The 16,481-nt window shown below is 63.3% G+C and carries 23 protein-coding genes and 1 tRNA gene; 11 read left to right on the forward strand and 13 right to left on the reverse strand.

Translation table 11 applies throughout. The features are described 5' to 3' along the window. Nucleotides 1-16: 16 nt before the first annotated feature. The 4 genes from EOA19_RS20060 to EOA19_RS20075 all read left to right on the forward strand — a co-directional run bounded on the left by EOA19_RS20060 (nt 17) and on the right by EOA19_RS20075 (nt 4,639). On the forward strand, nt 17-1,084 hold the full coding sequence (locus tag EOA19_RS20060) for a D-alanine--D-alanine ligase family protein (RefSeq protein WP_128304596.1): 1,068 nt from the start codon (nt 17-19) through the stop codon (nt 1,082-1,084). Nucleotides 1,085-1,239: 155 nt separating this feature from the next. Next, nucleotides 1,240-3,225, forward strand: coding sequence for an AI-2E family transporter (locus EOA19_RS20065; protein ID WP_128304597.1), 1,986 nt, complete (start codon nt 1,240-1,242; stop codon nt 3,223-3,225). A gap of 147 nt (nt 3,226-3,372) precedes the next feature. Then, on the forward strand, nt 3,373-4,065 hold the full coding sequence (locus EOA19_RS20070) for a glutathione S-transferase family protein (RefSeq protein ID WP_128304598.1): 693 nt from the start codon (nt 3,373-3,375) through the stop codon (nt 4,063-4,065). A gap of 85 nt (nt 4,066-4,150) precedes the next feature. Further along, nucleotides 4,151-4,639 carry a GNAT family N-acetyltransferase gene (locus EOA19_RS20075; RefSeq protein ID WP_128304599.1) on the forward strand — a complete coding sequence of 163 codons (489 nt, stop codon included), beginning with the start codon at nt 4,151-4,153 and terminating at the stop codon, nt 4,637-4,639. 57 nt (nt 4,640-4,696) lie between these two features. Here EOA19_RS20075 and EOA19_RS20080 read toward each other — a convergent pair whose 3' ends face one another. From EOA19_RS20080 to EOA19_RS20095, 3 genes are all read right to left on the reverse strand, one after another. Then, on the reverse strand, nt 4,697-5,698 hold the full coding sequence (locus EOA19_RS20080; protein ID WP_128304600.1) for an aldo/keto reductase: 1,002 nt from the start codon (nt 5,696-5,698) through the stop codon (nt 4,697-4,699). A gap of 70 nt (nt 5,699-5,768) precedes the next feature. Then, complete coding sequence (locus EOA19_RS20085) at nt 5,769-6,014, reverse strand: DUF982 domain-containing protein (RefSeq protein ID WP_128304601.1); 246 nt, start codon at nt 6,012-6,014, stop codon at nt 5,769-5,771. Between the two features lie 422 nt (nt 6,015-6,436). Then, a complete protein-coding gene (locus EOA19_RS20095) occupies nt 6,437-7,327 on the reverse strand; it encodes a LysR family transcriptional regulator (protein ID WP_023813832.1) in 891 nt (296 codons plus the stop codon). 103 nt (nt 7,328-7,430) lie between these two features. On the opposite strand from EOA19_RS20095, the gene EOA19_RS20100 reads away from it, so the two are divergent. Further along, nucleotides 7,431-8,300: an NmrA/HSCARG family protein gene (locus EOA19_RS20100; RefSeq protein WP_128304602.1), complete on the forward strand. Its 870-nt coding sequence runs from the start codon at nt 7,431-7,433 to the stop codon at nt 8,298-8,300. Nucleotides 8,301-8,403: 103 nt separating this feature from the next. Here the strand turns inward: EOA19_RS20100 and EOA19_RS20105 are convergent, their stop codons facing one another. Next, nucleotides 8,404-8,721: a hypothetical protein gene (locus EOA19_RS20105; protein WP_023813830.1), complete on the reverse strand. Its 318-nt coding sequence runs from the start codon at nt 8,719-8,721 to the stop codon at nt 8,404-8,406. A gap of 281 nt (nt 8,722-9,002) precedes the next feature. Between EOA19_RS20105 and EOA19_RS20110 the strand changes: the two genes are divergently transcribed. Further along, on the forward strand, nt 9,003-9,245 hold the full coding sequence (locus EOA19_RS20110; protein ID WP_023813828.1) for a hypothetical protein: 243 nt from the start codon (nt 9,003-9,005) through the stop codon (nt 9,243-9,245). 92 nt (nt 9,246-9,337) lie between these two features. On the opposite strand, the gene EOA19_RS20115 is transcribed toward EOA19_RS20110, so the two are convergent. After that, on the reverse strand, nt 9,338-9,544 hold the full coding sequence (locus EOA19_RS20115; protein ID WP_013530768.1) for a hypothetical protein: 207 nt from the start codon (nt 9,542-9,544) through the stop codon (nt 9,338-9,340). Nucleotides 9,545-9,742: 198 nt separating this feature from the next. Then, the gene (locus EOA19_RS20120) at nt 9,743-9,928 is read right to left on the reverse strand and encodes a hypothetical protein (protein ID WP_013530769.1); all 186 of its coding nucleotides are present in this window, start codon (nt 9,926-9,928) and stop codon (nt 9,743-9,745) included. Nucleotides 9,929-10,040: 112 nt separating this feature from the next. Between EOA19_RS20120 and EOA19_RS35290 the strand changes: the two genes are divergently transcribed. After that, nucleotides 10,041-10,193, forward strand: a complete 153-nt coding sequence (locus tag EOA19_RS35290) for a hypothetical protein (protein WP_155930617.1) — start codon at nt 10,041-10,043, stop codon at nt 10,191-10,193. Between the two features lie 56 nt (nt 10,194-10,249). Here EOA19_RS35290 and EOA19_RS20130 read toward each other — a convergent pair. The 3 genes from EOA19_RS20130 to EOA19_RS20140 all read right to left on the reverse strand — a co-directional run bounded on the left by EOA19_RS20130 (nt 10,250) and on the right by EOA19_RS20140 (nt 11,550). Further along, a tRNA-Gln gene (locus EOA19_RS20130) sits at nt 10,250-10,323 on the reverse strand. 82 nt (nt 10,324-10,405) lie between these two features. Further along, entirely contained in the window at nt 10,406-10,699 is a 294-nt protein-coding gene (locus EOA19_RS20135; protein ID WP_023813826.1) for a hypothetical protein, read from the reverse strand. Nucleotides 10,700-11,073: 374 nt separating this feature from the next. Then, nucleotides 11,074-11,550 carry a pyridoxamine 5'-phosphate oxidase family protein gene (locus EOA19_RS20140; RefSeq protein WP_023813825.1) on the reverse strand — a complete coding sequence of 159 codons (477 nt, stop codon included), beginning with the start codon at nt 11,548-11,550 and terminating at the stop codon, nt 11,074-11,076. A gap of 199 nt (nt 11,551-11,749) precedes the next feature. Between EOA19_RS20140 and EOA19_RS20145 the strand changes: the two genes are divergently transcribed. Next, complete coding sequence (locus EOA19_RS20145; RefSeq protein WP_023813824.1) at nt 11,750-12,817, forward strand: PAS domain S-box protein; 1,068 nt, start codon at nt 11,750-11,752, stop codon at nt 12,815-12,817. 140 nt (nt 12,818-12,957) lie between these two features. Then, nucleotides 12,958-13,506, forward strand: coding sequence for an MgtC/SapB family protein (locus tag EOA19_RS20150; RefSeq protein WP_023813823.1), 549 nt, complete (start codon nt 12,958-12,960; stop codon nt 13,504-13,506). Here EOA19_RS20150 and EOA19_RS20155 read toward each other — a convergent pair. Next, nucleotides 13,486-14,424: an alpha/beta hydrolase gene (locus tag EOA19_RS20155; RefSeq protein ID WP_023813822.1), complete on the reverse strand. Its 939-nt coding sequence runs from the start codon at nt 14,422-14,424 to the stop codon at nt 13,486-13,488. The genes EOA19_RS20150 and EOA19_RS20155 overlap by 21 nt on opposite strands. A gap of 146 nt (nt 14,425-14,570) precedes the next feature. Here EOA19_RS20155 and EOA19_RS20160 point away from each other — a divergent pair, with 146 nt between their 5' ends. Together EOA19_RS20160 and EOA19_RS36415 are read left to right on the forward strand one after the other, a co-directional pair. Further along, nucleotides 14,571-14,879, forward strand: a complete 309-nt coding sequence (locus EOA19_RS20160) for a hypothetical protein (protein WP_023813821.1) — start codon at nt 14,571-14,573, stop codon at nt 14,877-14,879. Nucleotides 14,880-14,970: 91 nt separating this feature from the next. Further along, complete coding sequence (locus EOA19_RS36415) at nt 14,971-15,105, forward strand: hypothetical protein (RefSeq protein WP_023813820.1); 135 nt, start codon at nt 14,971-14,973, stop codon at nt 15,103-15,105. A 90-nt stretch (nt 15,106-15,195) separates the two neighbouring features. Here the strand turns inward: EOA19_RS36415 and EOA19_RS20165 are convergent, their stop codons facing one another. From EOA19_RS20165 to EOA19_RS20175, 3 genes are all read right to left on the reverse strand, one after another. Next, complete coding sequence (locus EOA19_RS20165; protein ID WP_023813819.1) at nt 15,196-15,441, reverse strand: DUF982 domain-containing protein; 246 nt, start codon at nt 15,439-15,441, stop codon at nt 15,196-15,198. 14 nt (nt 15,442-15,455) lie between these two features. Continuing rightward, nucleotides 15,456-15,692, reverse strand: coding sequence for a DUF982 domain-containing protein (locus EOA19_RS20170; RefSeq protein WP_023813818.1), 237 nt, complete (start codon nt 15,690-15,692; stop codon nt 15,456-15,458). A gap of 95 nt (nt 15,693-15,787) precedes the next feature. Next, nucleotides 15,788-16,231 carry a GFA family protein gene (locus EOA19_RS20175; protein ID WP_023813817.1) on the reverse strand — a complete coding sequence of 148 codons (444 nt, stop codon included), beginning with the start codon at nt 16,229-16,231 and terminating at the stop codon, nt 15,788-15,790. Nucleotides 16,232-16,481 lie beyond the last annotated feature (250 nt).

Below are 16,481 nucleotides of genomic sequence, written 5' to 3' on the forward strand. Positions count from 1 at the left end.
CAGTCGAGGGATTTCGATGACCGGTAAGACAAGAGTGGCCATCCTCTATGGCGGGCGTTCGGCCGAGCATGACGTGTCGCGCCTTTCGGCCGCCAATGTGCTGAAGGCGATCGACCGGACGCGCTACGACATCGTGCCGATCGCTATTTCGCGAAGCGGCAGATGGCTGCTGCAACAACTTGATGACGCGGCAGGGGCGCCGGCATCCGAAGACGGCCCGGAGGTTGCATTGTTGCCCGGCGGCAAGGGCTGGCTGGTCGCCGTGTCGCGGGATGGTACGCAGCCTGACCTGCCCCCCATCGACGTCGTGTTCCCGGTGCTGCACGGGCCGTTCGGCGAGGACGGCTCGGTGCAGGGCTATGCCGAGGTCGCCGATGTCGCCTATGTCGGCTGCGGCATCCTCGCCTCGGCCGCCGCCATGGACAAGGATGTCGCCAAGCGGCTGATGCGCGAGGCGGGATTGGCGGTTGCCCGCTCCGTCACCGTGCATCGAAACGGCAAGCATTCCTTCCAGGAGATTGCCGGGATGCTCAGCCTGCCGTTCTTCGCCAAGCCGGCGCGCCAGGGCTCGTCCTTCGGGGTCAGCAAGGTGAATGACAGGGACGGCTTCGAGCAGGCCATCGACACGGCTTTCCGCTACGACCGCAAAGTGTTGATCGAGGAATTCGTCGAGGGTCGCGAGATCGAGTTCTCGGTGCTGGAGCGCGCCGACGGGTCGCTGACGGTGTCGCTGCCCGGCGAGATCATTCCGGCCGGCAAGCATGGCTTCTACACCTATGAGGCCAAATATCTCGATGCCGACGGCGCGCTGGTCAAGGTGCCCGCCGATGTCCCGGCCGATGTGGCCGAGAAGGCCAGGGATATGGCGCGGCGGGCATTCCAGGCGCTTGGCTGCGAAGCCATGGCGCGCGTCGATTTCTTTCTGCGCGCCGATGGCAGCCTGCTCGTCAACGAGGTCAACACCATTCCCGGATTCACCGACATCTCGATGTACGCCAAGGCGCTGGCGGCAACAGGCATCGGCTACAGCCAAACCATCGACGTGCTGATCGAGCACGCGCTGGCCAGGCATGCGGCGCGCTGATCCGAACGAGCGAGCCTGACTTCCATTCCGCGCGTTGAGAGCGCGGCCGACGCGGGCGGGATCATTGCCTGTTGAGTGAGGTGTATTTCATCGTTGGCTAAAGTTGTACGTCGGCTCTATATGCCCGATCATGGCATTTGGCAGGGAGGCATCACGTGGCCAATCGTCGAAACGGCACGGCGTCTTCGGCTGATGGGCCGGGGGACGCCCTTTCAGCGGCCGCGCTTCATCCGCGAACCTCATTGCCAAATGTGGCGGCCATCGTCACGACAGTGGCGGCACTGTATTTCGGGCGCGAGGTTTTCCTGCCGATCGCGATCGCGCTGCTACTGACCTTCGCCCTGGCGCCGCTTGTCTCAGCTCTTAAAAAGGTCGGTATCCCCCGGATTGCCGCCGTCATTGCCAGCGTGCTCGGCGCTTTCGCGGCCCTTGGCCTGTTCTCCTTCATCGTCGCCACGCAGGTCAGCGAACTGGCGCAGAACATCCCGGTCTACCAGACCAACATCCTGACCAAGATCCGCTCGCTCAAGGAAACCGGGGTGGGGGGCGGGATCCTTGCCAGACTGAGCAAGGTGGTCGAGCGGGTCGGCCAGGAGATCGACAGGCAGGACCCCTCGCTACCGGCTGCCACCCCGGAAAAGCCGCCGCGCGAGCCGGTGCCGGTCGAGATCGTCGCGCGCGAAAGGCCGCTCCAGGTCCTGCAGAACATCGTCGGGCCGCTGATCAGCCCGCTTGGGTCGGCCGGGCTGATCATTGTCGTCGTCATCTTCATGCTGCTCGAGCGGGAGGATCTGCGCGACCGCTTCATCCGGCTTGTCGGCTACGGCGACCTCCACCGCACCACCGAGGCGCTTCAGGATGCCGCCAAGCGGGTGGGCCGCTATCTGTTGATGCAATTGGTCGTCAACATCGTCTACGCCGTACCGATCGCGATCGGGCTCTGGGCTCTCGGTATTCCCAATGCGCTGCTGTGGGGGCTGCTGGCGCTGGCGCTGCGTTTCGTGCCCTATATCGGCCCGATCATAGGCATGCTTTTGCCGCTGTTCCTGGCGCTGGCCGTTGCGCCGGGCTGGTCGCTCGTGCTGTGGACGGCCGCCCTGTTCGTGGTGATGGAGCTGATCACCGGCAATGTCATCGAACCCTGGCTCTACGGTTCGCGGACAGGACTGTCGCCGCTGGCGATCATCGTCGCGGCGATTTTCTGGACGTGGCTTTGGGGGCCGCTCGGGCTGATCCTGTCGACACCGCTCACCGTCTGCCTGGTGGTGCTGGGCAGACACGTGCCGCAGTTTGAATTCCTCGACGTTCTGTTCGGCAACGAGCCCGTGCTCGAACCCCATGCGCGCCTGTACCAGCGGCTGCTGGCCGGCGATCCGGAAGAAGCCACCGACCATGCCGAGGAGATGCTGGAGGAGAAATATCTGGTCGAATTCTACGACAAGGTTGCCATTCCGGCGCTTCTGCTGGGCGAACAAGACCGTGTGCGCGGCGTCATGGGCGATTTGCAAAGGCGGCAAGTGGCGGCCAGTGCCCTGATGCTGGTCGCCAATCTCGACGACAGCGCGCAGGAGGAGGCAGGCGAGGAGGAGGAGCCGCCCGTGGCCGCAGAGGCGAGCGACGATGGCGATCCCAACGGGGAGGACGAGACCGACCTGCCCGATGGCACGGATATGTCCGTGCTTTGCGCCGGTGGGCGTGGCGAGCTCGACGACGCCGCCGCCGCGATGCTGGCGCAGGTGCTGGAGGTTCAGGGCGCGACGGTATTGAAAGCCGGCTTTGCCGATATGGAGCCCGCCAGCATTCGCCGCCTTGAGCTCGAAACCGTCGACACCGTCGTGGTCGGATTCCTGAACCGGGATTCCGTCAAGCACGCCCGTTTCCTGGTTCGCCGGCTGAAGCGCGCGAAGGCCGCACTTCGGGTGGGAATCGTGTTCTGGTCGGAGGCCGCTGCTGAGGACAAGGAGACGGCCGACAAACTGGCCCGTGACATGAACGCGGATTTCGTGGCGCATGGCATGGTCGACGCCGTGCTGGGCGCGCTGTCAAACGAGCCGCCGGTCGCGCTCAAGCTTGTCGCCAAACGGCGCATGCGGCGACAGCGGGCCGCGTCCAAGAAGGTCACGGCGGCAGCGGCGGGTTAGGCCCTGCCTTTGCCTTCTTCGGCAGTGTCGGGGTCGACAAGCCAGGCACGAATTGCGGAAAATAGTTCAGACCGATGTCGATTTCCGGGAGGCCCATTCGTCTTGACGATAGGGAGCCGAAGAATTCACCCAATCAGGAACGATGCGATGACAATCACCATCACGGCATTTAAGCGATCGCCCGATCGCGGCAAGGGACTGGCGCGCGATACGCGCGTTCGCTGGGCGCTCGAAGAAGCAGGGCAGCCTTATGAGGTTCGGTTTGTTTCCTTCGCGGAGATGAAGGCGCCTGGCCATCTGGCACTCCAGCCCTTTGGCCAGATCCCCACCTATGAGGAGGGTTCTCTCTCACTGTTCGAGACCGGCTCGATCATCCTTCATCTTGCCGAGCAGCACGCGGGCCTGCTGCCCGGCGATCGCGATGCCCGCGCGCGTGCGATCACCTGGATGTTTGCCGCACTTAACACAGTCGAGCCGCCGATCCTCGAATTAACGACGGCAAAGATATTCGAAGCTGACAAGCCCTGGAGCGAGGAGCGTTTGCCATTGGTGAAGGATCGTGTTCGCGCCTGTCTCGACAGGCTCTCGGCTCGCCTGAGCGCCGCCGAGTGGCTCGACGATGCATTCAGCGCGGGCGATCTGTTGATGGTATCGGTGCTGCTGCGACTAAGAATGTCGGGCATTTTGGACGAATATCAAAACCTTGCTGCCTATGTGGCGCGCGGTGAAGCTCGGCCCGCTTACATCAGGGCTTTCGCTGCGCAATTTGCGGTCAACGCCCCGAGCACGCTGGACAGGCATGGCGCGAACGCTCTGAGATGTTCGCAAAGCCAGGGATGATGCAGCGGATTGTAATTCTTGGAAATGCCGGAAGCGGCAAATGACCCTGGCGCGGCAGATCCCAGACTTTTGCAGGCGGTGAGGAATGCTTGAAATTCGCCCAGCCCAAGAAGCCGACCAGCCGGCGATCGTGCAACTGTGGCACCAGGGCTGGCATGATGCCCATGCGCATCTGGTTCCGGCCGAAATCCTGGCGTACCGAACGCCCGCGCATTTTTCGCTGTGGCTGGAGCAATCCGCCGATGCATTCCATGTGGCGGCAGCCGATGAACTGCTTGGCTTCGTCGCCATCAACGGAGCGGAGCTGGTGAAACTCTATGTAAGCCCGCAAGCACGGGGAAGCGGGACCGCCCGCGATCTGCTGTCACGCGCCGAGCATCTCTTGTCCGAGCAAGGCGTGGCTGAGGCCGAGCTTTTCTGCACGGCGGGAAATCTCCGCGCGCAGAGATTTTATGCCCGCGAAGGGTGGCGCTTGAGCCGCACCTTCGAAGACGCACTTTGGCTGCCGGACGATGTCGCCGGCAGGTTCACCGTGGAAACCCACTGCTATCGGAAGCATCTGGGCTTTCGGTAGCTTTGTCTATTCGGAACGACCTTGGCGAGACCGTCGCGGACGCTGGAGCAGGCACCCCTACCGATCGACCATCGCCATGCCCCGCTCGGTGTAGCGCGGGCCGGAGACTTTTCCCGGCGCAAGCGCTGCGTCGAGCGCGGCCATCTCGGCGGCATCGAGTTTGATGGCGGCGGCGGCGACGTTCTCTTCCAGATATTTTGTGCGCTTGGTGCCGGGGATCGGCACGATGTCGATGCCAAAGCCGTCGCCCTTCGCCAGCAGCCAGGCCAGCGCGACCTGGCCGGGCTTGACGCCGCGGGCAGCGGCAATGTCGCTCACCTTGGCGGCCGCCTCGACATTGGCGTCGTAGTTTTCGCCTTGGTAGCGCGGGTCGTTGCGGCGATAATCGCCGTCGGGATAGTCTTCCGCGCGCTTGACCTGGCCGGTGAGAAAACCTCGGCCGAGCGGCGAGAACGGCACCAGGCCGATGCCGAGTTCGCCAAGCAGCGGGATGATCTCCGGCTCCAGATTGCGCTCCCACAGCGAATACTCGCTCTGCACGGCCGACACCGGATGCACGGCATGCGCCCGGCGGATGTTGGCCGCACCCGCCTCCGACAGGCCGAAGAAGCGCACCTTGCCTTGCGCGATCATCTCGCCGACGGCGCCCGCGACATCCTCCATCGGCACCGCCGGGTCGACGCGGTGCTGGTAGAGGAGGTCGATATGGTCGGTTCCGAGGCGGCCGAGCGAGGCTTCCACGACCTCTCGAATGTGCTCGGGCCGGCTGTCGGTTCCGACCTGCTTGCCGTTTTCGATGCGAAAGCCGAATTTGGTGGCGATCGTCACCTGGTCGCGCTTGCCCGTCAGCGCCCGGCCAAGCAGGGCTTCGTTGTCGTAAGGGCCATAGACCTCGGCGGTGTCGAGGAAGGTGCAGCCGAGTTCGATGGCACGGTGCAGCGTGGCGATGGATTCGGCCTCGTCGGCCGGGCCGTAGGACTGGCTCATGCCCATGCAGCCGAGGCCGATGGCCGAGACCTGCAGCCCTTGGCTGCCGAGCTTGCGTGTGTTCAGGGTCATGGTGGGGTCTCCAAGGAGGGGATGCCGCGACTATAGCAGCCGCATCGACATTGGCCGATCAATCGACACTCTATTCGATCAGGATGTGGGCTTCACGCGCGGCCTCGACGAGCGCCGCCCTGGCGACGTCGGGGGCGACATCGCCGCTCGTTGCCCGCCGGCAGGCGCGCAGCGCGGACTGATGCTTCGGGCTGCCTGCGTCACGCCAATGTGTGGTGAGCAAATCAATGGCCTGCTGTGTGTTGGACAGATGGTGGATGGAACCGGTGACGCCGACCGAAACCGCCACAGGGTTCGAGAACCATGCCGTTTGCATTGGAACCACCTCGATAGGGCTGAAGCGATAACGCCTATGGCCGCTCAAAGGTTTCGTCGATGCCAATCAATCCTGTGTGAGAGTTGCCGATACCTCCCAATGGCATTGGGCGACCCCATCTTGTCCGCGCGGCTCACATGTTCGAGGAGACGTCGCGGGTGGACGGTGTTTTGGGTTTGTGGGCGGCACGTTGCCGCGGCGCCTGATGGGCGGGGCGGGGTTTGACTGTGTTCACGACAGTGGGCGCCTGCGCCTTGCGGCGCTTGAGCCAGCTGGCTGACAGTTCGGCAAGGAGACTGCGCAAGCCTTTCACGACGTCCTCCTCTTGTAAGGGTGACAAGGTAATTTTCGTCGCCCCAACTTGTTCCGCCGGAAATCATTCCGCGAAAAATAAAGGTTCTTGCCGGCGAAAGCGCCGGGCATCACCTGCCGATATAGGCGGCCAGTTCGTCCGGCGTCCCATTCGGGAAGGCCTGTTTCAGAAAATCCAGGAACGCCGACACGCGCGCGCTGAGCAGCCGCCGGGAGGGGTAGAGCGTCCAGAGAGCGATCTCCGGGCCATCGATGTCCCCCCAATTCACCAGGGTGCCGTCAGCCAAATCGTGGCTCACCAGGGAAATTGGGAGACGTCCAACACCGACGCCGGCCCGCACCGCATCCCGCACCATGATCAGCGTCGACAGAGCAAGGACAGGCTCGACCGCAATCGTCGAGCGGCCACCATGGTCCTTCACGTGCCATGTCTGGCGTTCGCCTGTGCCGCGTGCAACGCCAGGAGCGGCCTGCCCACCGGTCGTACGAGGAAGGTCCGGGCTCGCCACAACGACCAGGCGGTCGCGGAGAAACGCCCGTCCGACCAGGCTTTCGTCGGGTTTCGGATTGACCCGGATCACCAGGTCGTAACCTTCCTCGATCATGTCGACAGCCCTGTCCTCCGTCGTGACCTCAAGCCTCACCTCGGGATGCTTGAGGGTAAATCCCGCGGCGATCCTTCCCATCGCGGTCTGAGAAAAATGCAGAGGTGCGCTGATCCGCAGTCTGCCCTTGGGTCTCTGGCCGCCCGAGGCGATCTCGGCGGCCGTCTCGTCCAGCTCGGCGAGCAAGGTCCCCGTCCGCTCGAAGAGTGCTCGCCCTTCCTCGGTGAGCTTCAGGTTGCGCGCACCCCGTTCAAACAGGCGCAGGTCAAGGCTGCTCTCCAAGTCTCCAACCCGCCTGGACAGCGTTGCCTTGGGCCGGCCGGTGGCCCTTGCCGCTTTGCCGAAACCCCCATGGCGGGCAACGAGGTTGAAATCGGTCAGGGCCAGAAGATCCATGAGTGTTCCACCAGTGAGACGGTACGTCTAAAATTTCGGCCTGTTTGACTGTTTGTGAGCCACACATATTGGGCCTGTCAAGCAACCCAACAGGAGAAATTCCATGACCATCCTCGTTACCGGCGCCACAGGCAATGTTGGCCGCCAAGTCGTCGAGCACCTCGTCAAGCGCGGCGCCGATGTCCGTGCTCTCGTCCGCGATCCGTCGAAAGCCAGATTCCCGGCGGGCGTATCGGTCGCGCACGGCGACTTTCTCGATGTCGATTCGCTGCGCAAAGCCATGTCCGGTGTTTCCACCCTGTTCCTCTTGAACGCCGTGGTGCCGGACGAATTCACCCAGGCTTTGGTCGCGCTGAACGTCGCCCGATCGGCGGGCCTCGAGCGGATCGTCTATCTCTCGGTGATCCATGCGGACGTCTATGTGAACGTGCCGCATTTCGCCGGCAAATTCGGCGTCGAGCGAATGATCGAGCAGATGGGCTTCCAGGCTACGATCCTGCGCCCGGCCTACTTCATCCAGAACGACCTGATGATCGAAGACGTCATCACCGGCTACGGCACCTACACAATGCCGATCGGCACCAAGGGGCTCGCCATGGTCGACGTGCGTGATATCGCCGAAATCGCCGCTCTCGAGCTGCTGCGTCGGGAACGATCCGCAGAGCCGCTTGCGCTGGAGCGGATCAATCTCGTCGGTCCGCAGACACTGACCGGGACGGATATCGCGGCCATCTGGTCCGACGTGCTCGCACGCCCGATCAGCTACGGCGGCGACGATACCGAAGGTTTCGAGCAGAATCTCAAGCAGTTCCTGCCTGCCTGGATGGCGTACGACATGCGCTTGATGGGCGAGCGGTTCCTGACCGACGGCATGCTGCCCGACGCCGGCGACGTCGAGCGCCTGACCGCGCTTCTGGGCCGCCCGCTGCGTCCCTATCGGGACTTCGCCTCACAAATCGCCGGCTCCGCCTGACGGAACAGCTCTCATCATCACCAGGGTACAGAAACAGCAGGGCGGCCTTTTGAGGAGGCCCCCTGACTGGCACGGGACAAATGCGCGTTCAGCCGGAACTGCCCTACTGCAGGGTTGCCGGACCAGGCCTGTCGAGTTGGGCGATCACGTGCTCGCCACCGTCGCCACCGAGCCCATCCACGAACAGACCAGCTACGCCGTCGAAATTGGTGAGCCCGTCGAATTCAATTGCGGCGCCAATCAACTGGGCTGCCTGGAAGACAAGGTATTCGACGTCCTCGAGGGCGACGTTTTCGGCCAGATTCCTGACCCTTACATGCTCCGCCACCGCCGTGATGCTGACGATGCCGGTCTTCCTGAAGGCGATCTGGACCGCTGAACGGACGTCATCGCGCAGTCGCGCCGAGTAATTATACCGCATCGAAACCTCCCGAAGGGAACGGTTTTCTGTTCAGATCGCACAATGCGGCAAAGACTTCGCCTTGGCAAGTCACGAATTAAATAATACCCAAATAAATCAACCAGTTAGCATAGTTATGCAAGTGTGCGCCTTACGCCGAATACCCGTCAGGCTCATCATGAGCACGAGAAGCGGTTCACACATCGCGAGGTCTTGACGCGCTAGGAGCGGTTTCCTAATTATGAGGTAAATGAGTTGAATGCTCATTCGACGTAAACGTGGTCCAGAGCGAGGGAAGCGCGATGACTGAACTGGAACGCCCGGAACGGTTGCAGATCATGCTGACGTCAGACGAACTGGCGGCGCTGGAAAACTGGCGCTTCGACAAGCGCATGCCGAGCCGTTCGGCCGCCGTCAGGGAATTGCTGCGGCGCGGTCTTGCCGCGGATGGCTTCCTGACGGCGGAGCAAGGGGCGAAGTCGCAAGACTTCGGCATCCTGCCAACCGCCGACGGCAATGGCATTTCCGACGGCGGCAAGGAGTAGAGCGGTTCACCGCGCGTGGGCCGCCCTGGTCCCCGCAACGGTCGGCGGTCGCCGCGCGGTGCCGGCCGGCGTAGCGGACGATAACTCTCGATTCAGAGGATGTTTGTCGTCACTTCGACGACGATCGCGGCACCTTCCAGGCTGCCATTGGTGACGTGCACGACGCGCGATACCCGCAGATCCTGCGTGGTTCCGTCGATCGACAGCGCAACGCTTTCGCCAATCCGGGGAACCGCCTGGAAAACGGCGTCCGTGGCCTCCGGCCGGTTGTCGATCGATATGCGGCAGTTGACGGTCATGAGATGTCTCCTGTGTCGGCCCGGTGGTCAACGCGGGGTCCGCGAAATGGTTTCAGGAGGCCGGATGCAACTTAATGGCGCCCGGATCCGTAACGCAGTAATTGCTCCATTGTTCATCGTAACGGAGCAACAGGGCTCGCCGGGGAGGGCGTTGGGGCTGCCTCGGCGAGCTTGATCGCTTTGCCCGGGGGCGCTGCCTCACCGAGGTATGGAGACGAGTTTCGGCGCCCGCAATTCCCCGGCCATCCTTGCCGCCTGGAAAATTGTCATCAAAACCAGGATGGGCTCACCCTCGGTCGGGTTGATGGTCAGGACGACGCGGCCAAGCTCGTCGCTCATGCCGCAAGACCAGTCCTTGACGGCTATCACCTTTCTGGCGGCCATATGCCTTCTCCTGCACAGGAGGTTCTCTGCGGGCTACGCCGTCTGGAGTTGGTCGGCAGAACCTTCGCGCGATATTGCAACCAGCCGAAATGCGGCAAATGCGGCCAATATCATGAAAACCGCCGTGATGTTCAGGGACATCGCCGATGCAAGGACGCCCCCGTCAAAGCAACTCAGTTCCATGTCGCTGCACCCCTTCGATCCACTGTCGGCCAGGATGATGATCCTGCTTCGAGTGAAATACAAGCGCGCGCTAATACGCTGAAGCCGGCTGGCCAGTCTGCGCGCAGCTTCGAACCAGCCGAACGCTTGGTTGCTTGCTGGTTCCCGCTCATGGGCTCGAACCACGATTCACGCCTTCAAAGGGCGCTGTCCTACCATTAGACGAAGCGGGAAAATGCAAGTTGCCCCCACCCCTAGCCGGTTCCCGCGCCGGGATCAACGCAATGCGGCGGCAAAGCGACTTGAGGCGCGGTCTCAGTCCGGAAAGTTGGTGACAGGTTCCTCGCAGCGGTAGACGGGGCAGTTGCCGTCACGGGTCGGGACATAGGCCGACATCGGCACCTCCGGCCAGTCGCATTCGTTGCCGAACTGCCTGACATAGCGGTCATAGGTGTTGGGGCCGGTGGTCAGCACCACGGCATGATGGCTTTGGAGCAGTTGCCGGAGTTGGTCGCAACTCATCGTGCGGGTATCGGGCCTGGCTTCGGCGAGGCCGGTCGCGGCCAGCAGGATCGCTGCCGTCATCAAGGCAATTCGGCGCATCGGCATGGCTGTTCCCTCGAATGGATGTATTGGCCGAAACTCGCATCCCGGCGGGTGGTTCCGCAACCGCCGGCCGGCCGTCGGTGGCGGCGCAACCAAATGGTCCGTCGTGCATTGCTGGGGATGAATGGCAGGAAGCCCTACGAAACCCCGCAATGGCGTCCCGGAAACGGGGATCGCGAGGCCATGTGCTGTTCTTTTTGCGGCGGCCGCGACCACAGCTACGAGGACTGTCCGCAAAGGGATGCCGACGCCGATCCAGCACCGAATGCCCCTGACCCTCCCAAGCCGGACTGATCGGCACCGGTTGCCGCACCGGCGATATTCGCTGCGCCCCACCGGCATTCGCACATCTGCCTGAGGTCCTCGACGCCGTCCGGCTACATCCTGACCTTGCCGGTGTTACCGATTTCCGGGCGGCTGTCGCTGACCGTTGCCGCCAGCATCTTCACATAGCTGACCACGGTGCCGGGACTGTCCCAATACTGGGCATCTTTCGGCGTCACTTTAAGCACGCGGATCGAAGGGTCATCGGCACTGTCCCACCAGGCCTTGGCCGGGGTCGACCACAACTCCCTGATCTTGGCGCGGTCGTTCGAAACCGCCGCCAGACCGCTGACGGAAACATATTTCTGGCCGCCTGAATCGGCGAAGGCGAGACCGACATTGGGCTCGGCTTCGATCTCGTCGTCCTTATGGCTGTCGACATCGGTGAGGAAGTAGATTGCGTTTTCGTCGCGCACCACATGCGCCGCCATGGGTCGCGAGCGGATGTCATCGCCTTCGCGGGTGGCCAGCATACAGAAACCGATCCTGTCCATCAGCTTCCAGACCCGGTCGAGATCGCCGTCGCTCATCGTGTGCCTCCTTATTGAGCCATCCATGGGGGTGTCGGGTGCAACTCGCGCAAGCGCGCAAGGTTCCAGTGCAAGGTCCAGTCATGAACTGCCCGGACTGTTCCTGGGAGGAATGTTGGGAGGCGATTGCAACCAAAACCCACCGCGGCGCATTGGTGGCCATGCGCGCAATCCGCGCATGAGGGAGAAGGGGTCGACAGTGACAGATTTGGCGGGCTTTGATGCCTTGATCGCCATTACCGCCGATGCGCGGCTGGCGGCGATTGTCGATTCGTCCTTCGACGCCATCGTCAGCAAGGATTTGAACAGCATCATCACCAGTTGGAACGCGGCGGCGCAACGCATGTTCGGCTACACCGTCGAAGAGGCCGTCGGCCGGTCCGTGCTCATGCTCATCCCCGATCATCTCAAGGATGAAGAGACCGACATCATCAGCCGGGTCCGCAAAGGCGAACTGCTGGCAAGCTATGAGACGATCCGCCGACGCAAGGACGGCGGCCTCATCGCCGTGTCGCTGACCATTTCGCCGATCAGGAACGCGTCCGGCGAGATCATCGGCGCCTCGAAGATCGCCCGCGACATCACCGCCAGCAAGGAGAGCGAGCGCCGGATCAGGCTTTTGCTCCGCGAGGTGAACCATCGCGTCAAGAACCAGTTCGCGGTGATCCTCTCGATGATCCGGGAGACCAGCAAACGCTCGACCGATCCGCGCGAGTTCGAGGAGTTGATCCGCTCCCGCATCATGGCGCTGTCGCGGTCGCACGATCTGCTGGTGAACTCGGAATGGGCCGGCGCCAGCCTCTTCGACCTCGCCCAGGAGCAGCTCAAGCCGTTCGGCCACGAGGCGCGGGTATCGCTGTCCGGACCGCTTTTGACCTTGCAGCCGAATGCCGTGCAAAATCTCGGCATGGCATTTCATGAGCTCGGCACCAACTCTTCAAAATATGGCGCGCTGGCGAGCGAGGCCGGGCGGCTCGAGATCACCTGGCGGATCGTTGAAGGCGTTTCGGACAAGCGGGAAATCCATCTGGTTTGGGACGAGACGATGCCGGTGCGTGAAGGAGAGCGGCCCGGGGGGCGGCAAGACGAAAGCACGCGCAAGGGTTTCGGCACCGTCGTCCTGCAACGGGTCGCGCCGCAATCGCTGAACGGCTTGGCGGTGCTGGATCGCAGCCCGGGCCATCTCAAATGGTCCCTGACGGCGCCCCTGGACTCGATCATCGTTCCGGAGCTCGGCGCCGACCTGCCCGAAACCGAGACTTCCTGAGCCTTGAGGTCTGGTTCCATCAACCTCCCTTTGGCAGATGCGTTTTCAAAAGCGGCCGCATCCTTGCCGCACCTGGCGGTGGATTCAGGAACCGTGACCCGGCGGCCGCGTTGTGGCGTCACGCTTTCGGAGGGGACATCATGGAACAGCTCGTCGAGGAATTCGGCCATTCCACCTACACCTCGTTTCCGGTCATCGCGGCGCGGCTGTTGCTGGCGACGCTCTATGGCGCGGTCATCGGTTTCGAACGCGAATGGCGCAATCGCCCGGCCGGACTTCGCACGCATATTCTCGTCTGCGTCGCCGCCGCCACCTTCGGCATCCTGACGGTCGAGATCGTGCACGCGCCGATGTTCGCGGGGGAATCGGTCAAGGTCGATCCGATCCGGGTGGTCGAGGCGGTGACCGCCGGCGTCGCTTTCCTCGCCGCCGGCTCGATCATGTTTTCGCGCGGCGAGGTGCATGGGCTGACGACCGGCGCCGGCATGTGGCTGGCGGGCGCGATCGGCGTCGCCTGCGGACTGGGTCTTTGGCAAGTGGCCGGGTTCGGCACGCTGATCGTGCTGGTCGTTGCCGGCTTTCTGCGCCGGTTCGAACGCGGACCCGGCCTTGCCGCCGGTGATGAAGGCAGTCAAGCAAAGGCGGAGAAGGAGGGGGCTTCGGCCCGATCAAAGGAAGAGCGAAGGTAATTCCGATCGCCGGGAAATGCCGTGACTGGTTTCACCGAAGAAGCCGGCCAGCAGATCGGCCGTGCGCGCCGGATTCTCTTCGGGAAAGAAGTGCCCGCCCGGCATCGCCTGGCCACGCACATCGTCGGCCCAGCCGCGCCACAGCGCCAGCGGCCCGCCTTCGCCGGCATACCAATCCGCTAAGGCGCCCTGACCGCTCCATAGCGCCAGCAGCGGGCAGCGGATGCGCCGGCCGGCTGCCTTGTCGGCATGGTCGTGCTCGCGGTCGAGCGTGGCTGCCGCCCGATATTCCTCGCAGATGGCGTGGGCGTGGGCAGGCGCGCGCAAGGCCTCGATATAGGCCTGACGCACTTCGGCTGGAAACGCCGATGGCGGCGAGCCCCAGCCGTTGAGCGCATTGTCGACGATCGCCTCGGCGGCGCCGGACAGGATCTTTTCCGGCAACGGCTCAGGCTGCGCCAGCAGCGACCATGGCCAATAGCCCAGCGCCAGCCTGGCGTCGGCCCGGTCCCAGGCATCGGCGGTCGGCACGATGTCGAGAACGGCGAGCCTGTCGATGCTGTCCCGATGATCGAGCGCCATGCGGTAGGCGACACGCCCGCCGCGATCATGACCGGCGACCATGAAGCTGCTGAAACCCAGCTTCTCCATCAGCCTCCTCATATCGGCGGCCATGGCACGCTTGGCATAGGGTGCGTGGTCCGGAGTGGACGTCGGACAGGAACTGCGGCCATAGCCGCGCAGGTCGGCGCAGACGACGCTGAACCGGCTGGCCAGAGCGGGGGCGATGTCGCGCCACATCAGATGCGTTTGCGGAAAGCCGTGCAGCAACAGCAGCGGTGGGCCGCCGCCGGCACGCAGGCAGTATATGCCGGCATCGCCAATGTCGATTTCCGTGCTTTGAAAACCTTCGAACATGACCGCCTCCGGCACGCGCAACGGCCGGCAAACGGGTTTGGTTGCAATGCCGCCGGCGAGGCGGCCAACCTTTTTCTTCGACAGGCGTTGTCCCTGTGAAGGGAAGGTCGCCGCGGGCGGCCGTGAAAGAAAAGAAGGAGGCAGTGATGAGAACTCTCGCTATCATGCCACTAGGCCTCATGCTGGCGCTGGCAGTGCCGGCCGCGGCCCAGCAGCAGAACGACAGCCAGGCGCTGCAGGCCGACAAATGCAGGGCTCAGACCGAGCAAGGGGCAAAACAGCAGCCTGAACAGCAGGCCGATGACGGCAATTTGACCGCGAAGCTCAACGACTGCGGCGGCGTGCTGAAACCACCCCCGACGGGCGACCAGGGCATGGCGGCGCCCGCTCCCGACGAAGGCAAGACGCCGGTGATCAAGCCTGGTGAAGTGCCGCCCCAGCCGCCGAAACAATAAACGCCGGCTCGTTGGTATTATCGCGCAAGCTAATGGAACCTCGTTATCTTGGGAGCGTTTTTCTCACGACTTGAAATTTGGAGAGATTATCGTGAGAGATATTGCAGCCACTGCCACGTTGCTTGCCTCGATAGCGATCGTGATTGCCTTGATTCTGCTGGCGCCAAAGAGTTTTGGCTTCGAAACCTCTCACCCGATCGTACAGGGCGAGCTTCCGGCGGAATAATCGGATCGATTATTCGGATACGGAGTGATCAGGACCGATTTGCACGAAGCAGGCGAGGCACGATGCCCCGCCTGCCTTCTATTGAAACCGCTATCGCACCAAAACGCCGGAGTGGCTGCAGAGCGCTGCGAACGCTTCCTGTGCCTCGGCAGCACCTATCTTGGTTTCCAGGGCGGCTTCGACCTTCTCGCGCGCCGCCTGGTAGAACGGCCCGCGCTTGGCCTGCGGCCAGTCGATCAGGATTTCGCTGGCATCCTTGAGCGTGGCGACGTCGCGGATCGTATCCGACCCATGCGGCTTGATCCGCATCGGTGTGGGCAAAATGAGATCAGGCATGGCCCCTGTTCCAACTACTGGAGGAGTTTTGCTTCGCGCGCGGCGTCGATCATCGCCCGCATCGCTTTTTCCGCCGGCGTCCAGCCATCCAGCGCATCGCGGCAACTGCGCAACGCCGCCCGGTAGCGCCGTCCCTGGCCAGCCGGCCAGTCGCCGAGGCATTCCAGGCCTTCCCAGGCGCTGCGGATGATGCGCTCGCGCTCAGGCGCGAATTTCAGCCTGATCGGGCGGGGAAACATCTTGTCGTTCAACGGTTGTCTCCATGATTGCCGCAAGTCGCCGGGGCGACATGCGTGAGAGGCATCCGGTAACGTCGGCGGCAGGGCAGGGTTCCCTTCCCCGGAGATCAAATCTCAGCGTCGATGTCCGACAGCGATCTCGGCGTCGGCGCTTCGGCGTTGTGCTGCGCTGGGCGGTCGTGCTCGAACTGTTCGGTGCCGGACAGAGCGTGCAGCCAGGTCTCGCGCCTGGAGGTCCACAGTTCATATTCGGGCACGAGATCGGTCGGCGCGATGTCGAGGCTGCCGATCGCCACCTCGGCCTCGTTGTCGTCGACCCAGGCGACGCGGCCGCCGCAGGTCGGGCAAAAGCTGCGCGTGCCATAGGAGCTGACGAGGCCGGTCGTCTCGAAGGCCTCGCGCGGCCAGATGGCAAAGGCCGAGTAGACCGAACCGCCGGCCTTGCGGCAATCCTTGCAGTGGCACAGGCCAACGCGCAACGGCGGGCCGTGAACCTCGAACTGCACGCCGCCGCACAGGCAGCTGCCGGTCCTGCGTATGGTGTCGGACATGACGACCTCCCTCAATGCGTGGCGCTGCGGGCCGGGTGGGACAGATGCTCGTCTGCCGTTTCGTTGGCCAGGATGAGAAACCGGGAAAAAGACATCCTGTTCACCGTACCACCAGGCCCGGTTGACACGGCCCGCAGCATCTTCAACGCCGTCCAGGCGAAATGGTTTCGGGCCTAAAGCGCGCCGCGCCCGAACGAGTTCAGACGACCCGCTTCATGCATGTCGTTCTCCCAAAACCGAGATCCACTTG

The organism is Mesorhizobium sp. M7A.F.Ca.US.010.02.1.1 (genome assembly GCF_004023085.1).
Lineage (GTDB): Bacteria > Pseudomonadota > Alphaproteobacteria > Rhizobiales > Rhizobiaceae > Mesorhizobium.

Bases quoted from the DNA above. Each gene is read 5' to 3' on its own strand.
- EOA19_RS20060 (WP_128304596.1), top strand. From the start codon at position 17: ATGACCGGTAAGACAAGAGTGGCCATCCTCTATGGCGGGCGTTCGGCC.
- EOA19_RS20070 (WP_128304598.1), top strand. From the start codon at position 3,373: ATGACAATCACCATCACGGCATTTAAGCGATCGCCCGATCGCGGCAAG.
- EOA19_RS20075 (WP_128304599.1), top strand. From the start codon at position 4,151: ATGCTTGAAATTCGCCCAGCCCAAGAAGCCGACCAGCCGGCGATCGTG.
- EOA19_RS20080 (WP_128304600.1), bottom strand. From the start codon at position 5,698: ATGACCCTGAACACACGCAAGCTCGGCAGCCAAGGGCTGCAGGTCTCG.
- EOA19_RS20085 (WP_128304601.1), bottom strand. From the start codon at position 6,014: ATGCAAACGGCATGGTTCTCGAACCCTGTGGCGGTTTCGGTCGGCGTC.
- EOA19_RS20095 (WP_023813832.1), bottom strand. From the start codon at position 7,327: ATGGATCTTCTGGCCCTGACCGATTTCAACCTCGTTGCCCGCCATGGG.
- EOA19_RS20100 (WP_128304602.1), top strand. From the start codon at position 7,431: ATGACCATCCTCGTTACCGGCGCCACAGGCAATGTTGGCCGCCAAGTC.
- EOA19_RS20105 (WP_023813830.1), bottom strand. From the start codon at position 8,721: ATGCGGTATAATTACTCGGCGCGACTGCGCGATGACGTCCGTTCAGCG.
- EOA19_RS20110 (WP_023813828.1), top strand. From the start codon at position 9,003: ATGACTGAACTGGAACGCCCGGAACGGTTGCAGATCATGCTGACGTCA.
- EOA19_RS20115 (WP_013530768.1), bottom strand. From the start codon at position 9,544: ATGACCGTCAACTGCCGCATATCGATCGACAACCGGCCGGAGGCCACG.
- EOA19_RS20120 (WP_013530769.1), bottom strand. From the start codon at position 9,928: ATGGCCGCCAGAAAGGTGATAGCCGTCAAGGACTGGTCTTGCGGCATG.
- EOA19_RS35290 (WP_155930617.1), top strand. From the start codon at position 10,041: ATGAAAACCGCCGTGATGTTCAGGGACATCGCCGATGCAAGGACGCCC.
- EOA19_RS20135 (WP_023813826.1), bottom strand. From the start codon at position 10,699: ATGCCGATGCGCCGAATTGCCTTGATGACGGCAGCGATCCTGCTGGCC.
- EOA19_RS20140 (WP_023813825.1), bottom strand. From the start codon at position 11,550: ATGAGCGACGGCGATCTCGACCGGGTCTGGAAGCTGATGGACAGGATC.
- EOA19_RS20150 (WP_023813823.1), top strand. From the start codon at position 12,958: ATGGAACAGCTCGTCGAGGAATTCGGCCATTCCACCTACACCTCGTTT.
- EOA19_RS20155 (WP_023813822.1), bottom strand. From the start codon at position 14,424: ATGTTCGAAGGTTTTCAAAGCACGGAAATCGACATTGGCGATGCCGGC.
- EOA19_RS20160 (WP_023813821.1), top strand. From the start codon at position 14,571: ATGAGAACTCTCGCTATCATGCCACTAGGCCTCATGCTGGCGCTGGCA.
- EOA19_RS20165 (WP_023813819.1), bottom strand. From the start codon at position 15,441: ATGCCTGATCTCATTTTGCCCACACCGATGCGGATCAAGCCGCATGGG.
- EOA19_RS20175 (WP_023813817.1), bottom strand. From the start codon at position 16,231: ATGTCCGACACCATACGCAGGACCGGCAGCTGCCTGTGCGGCGGCGTG.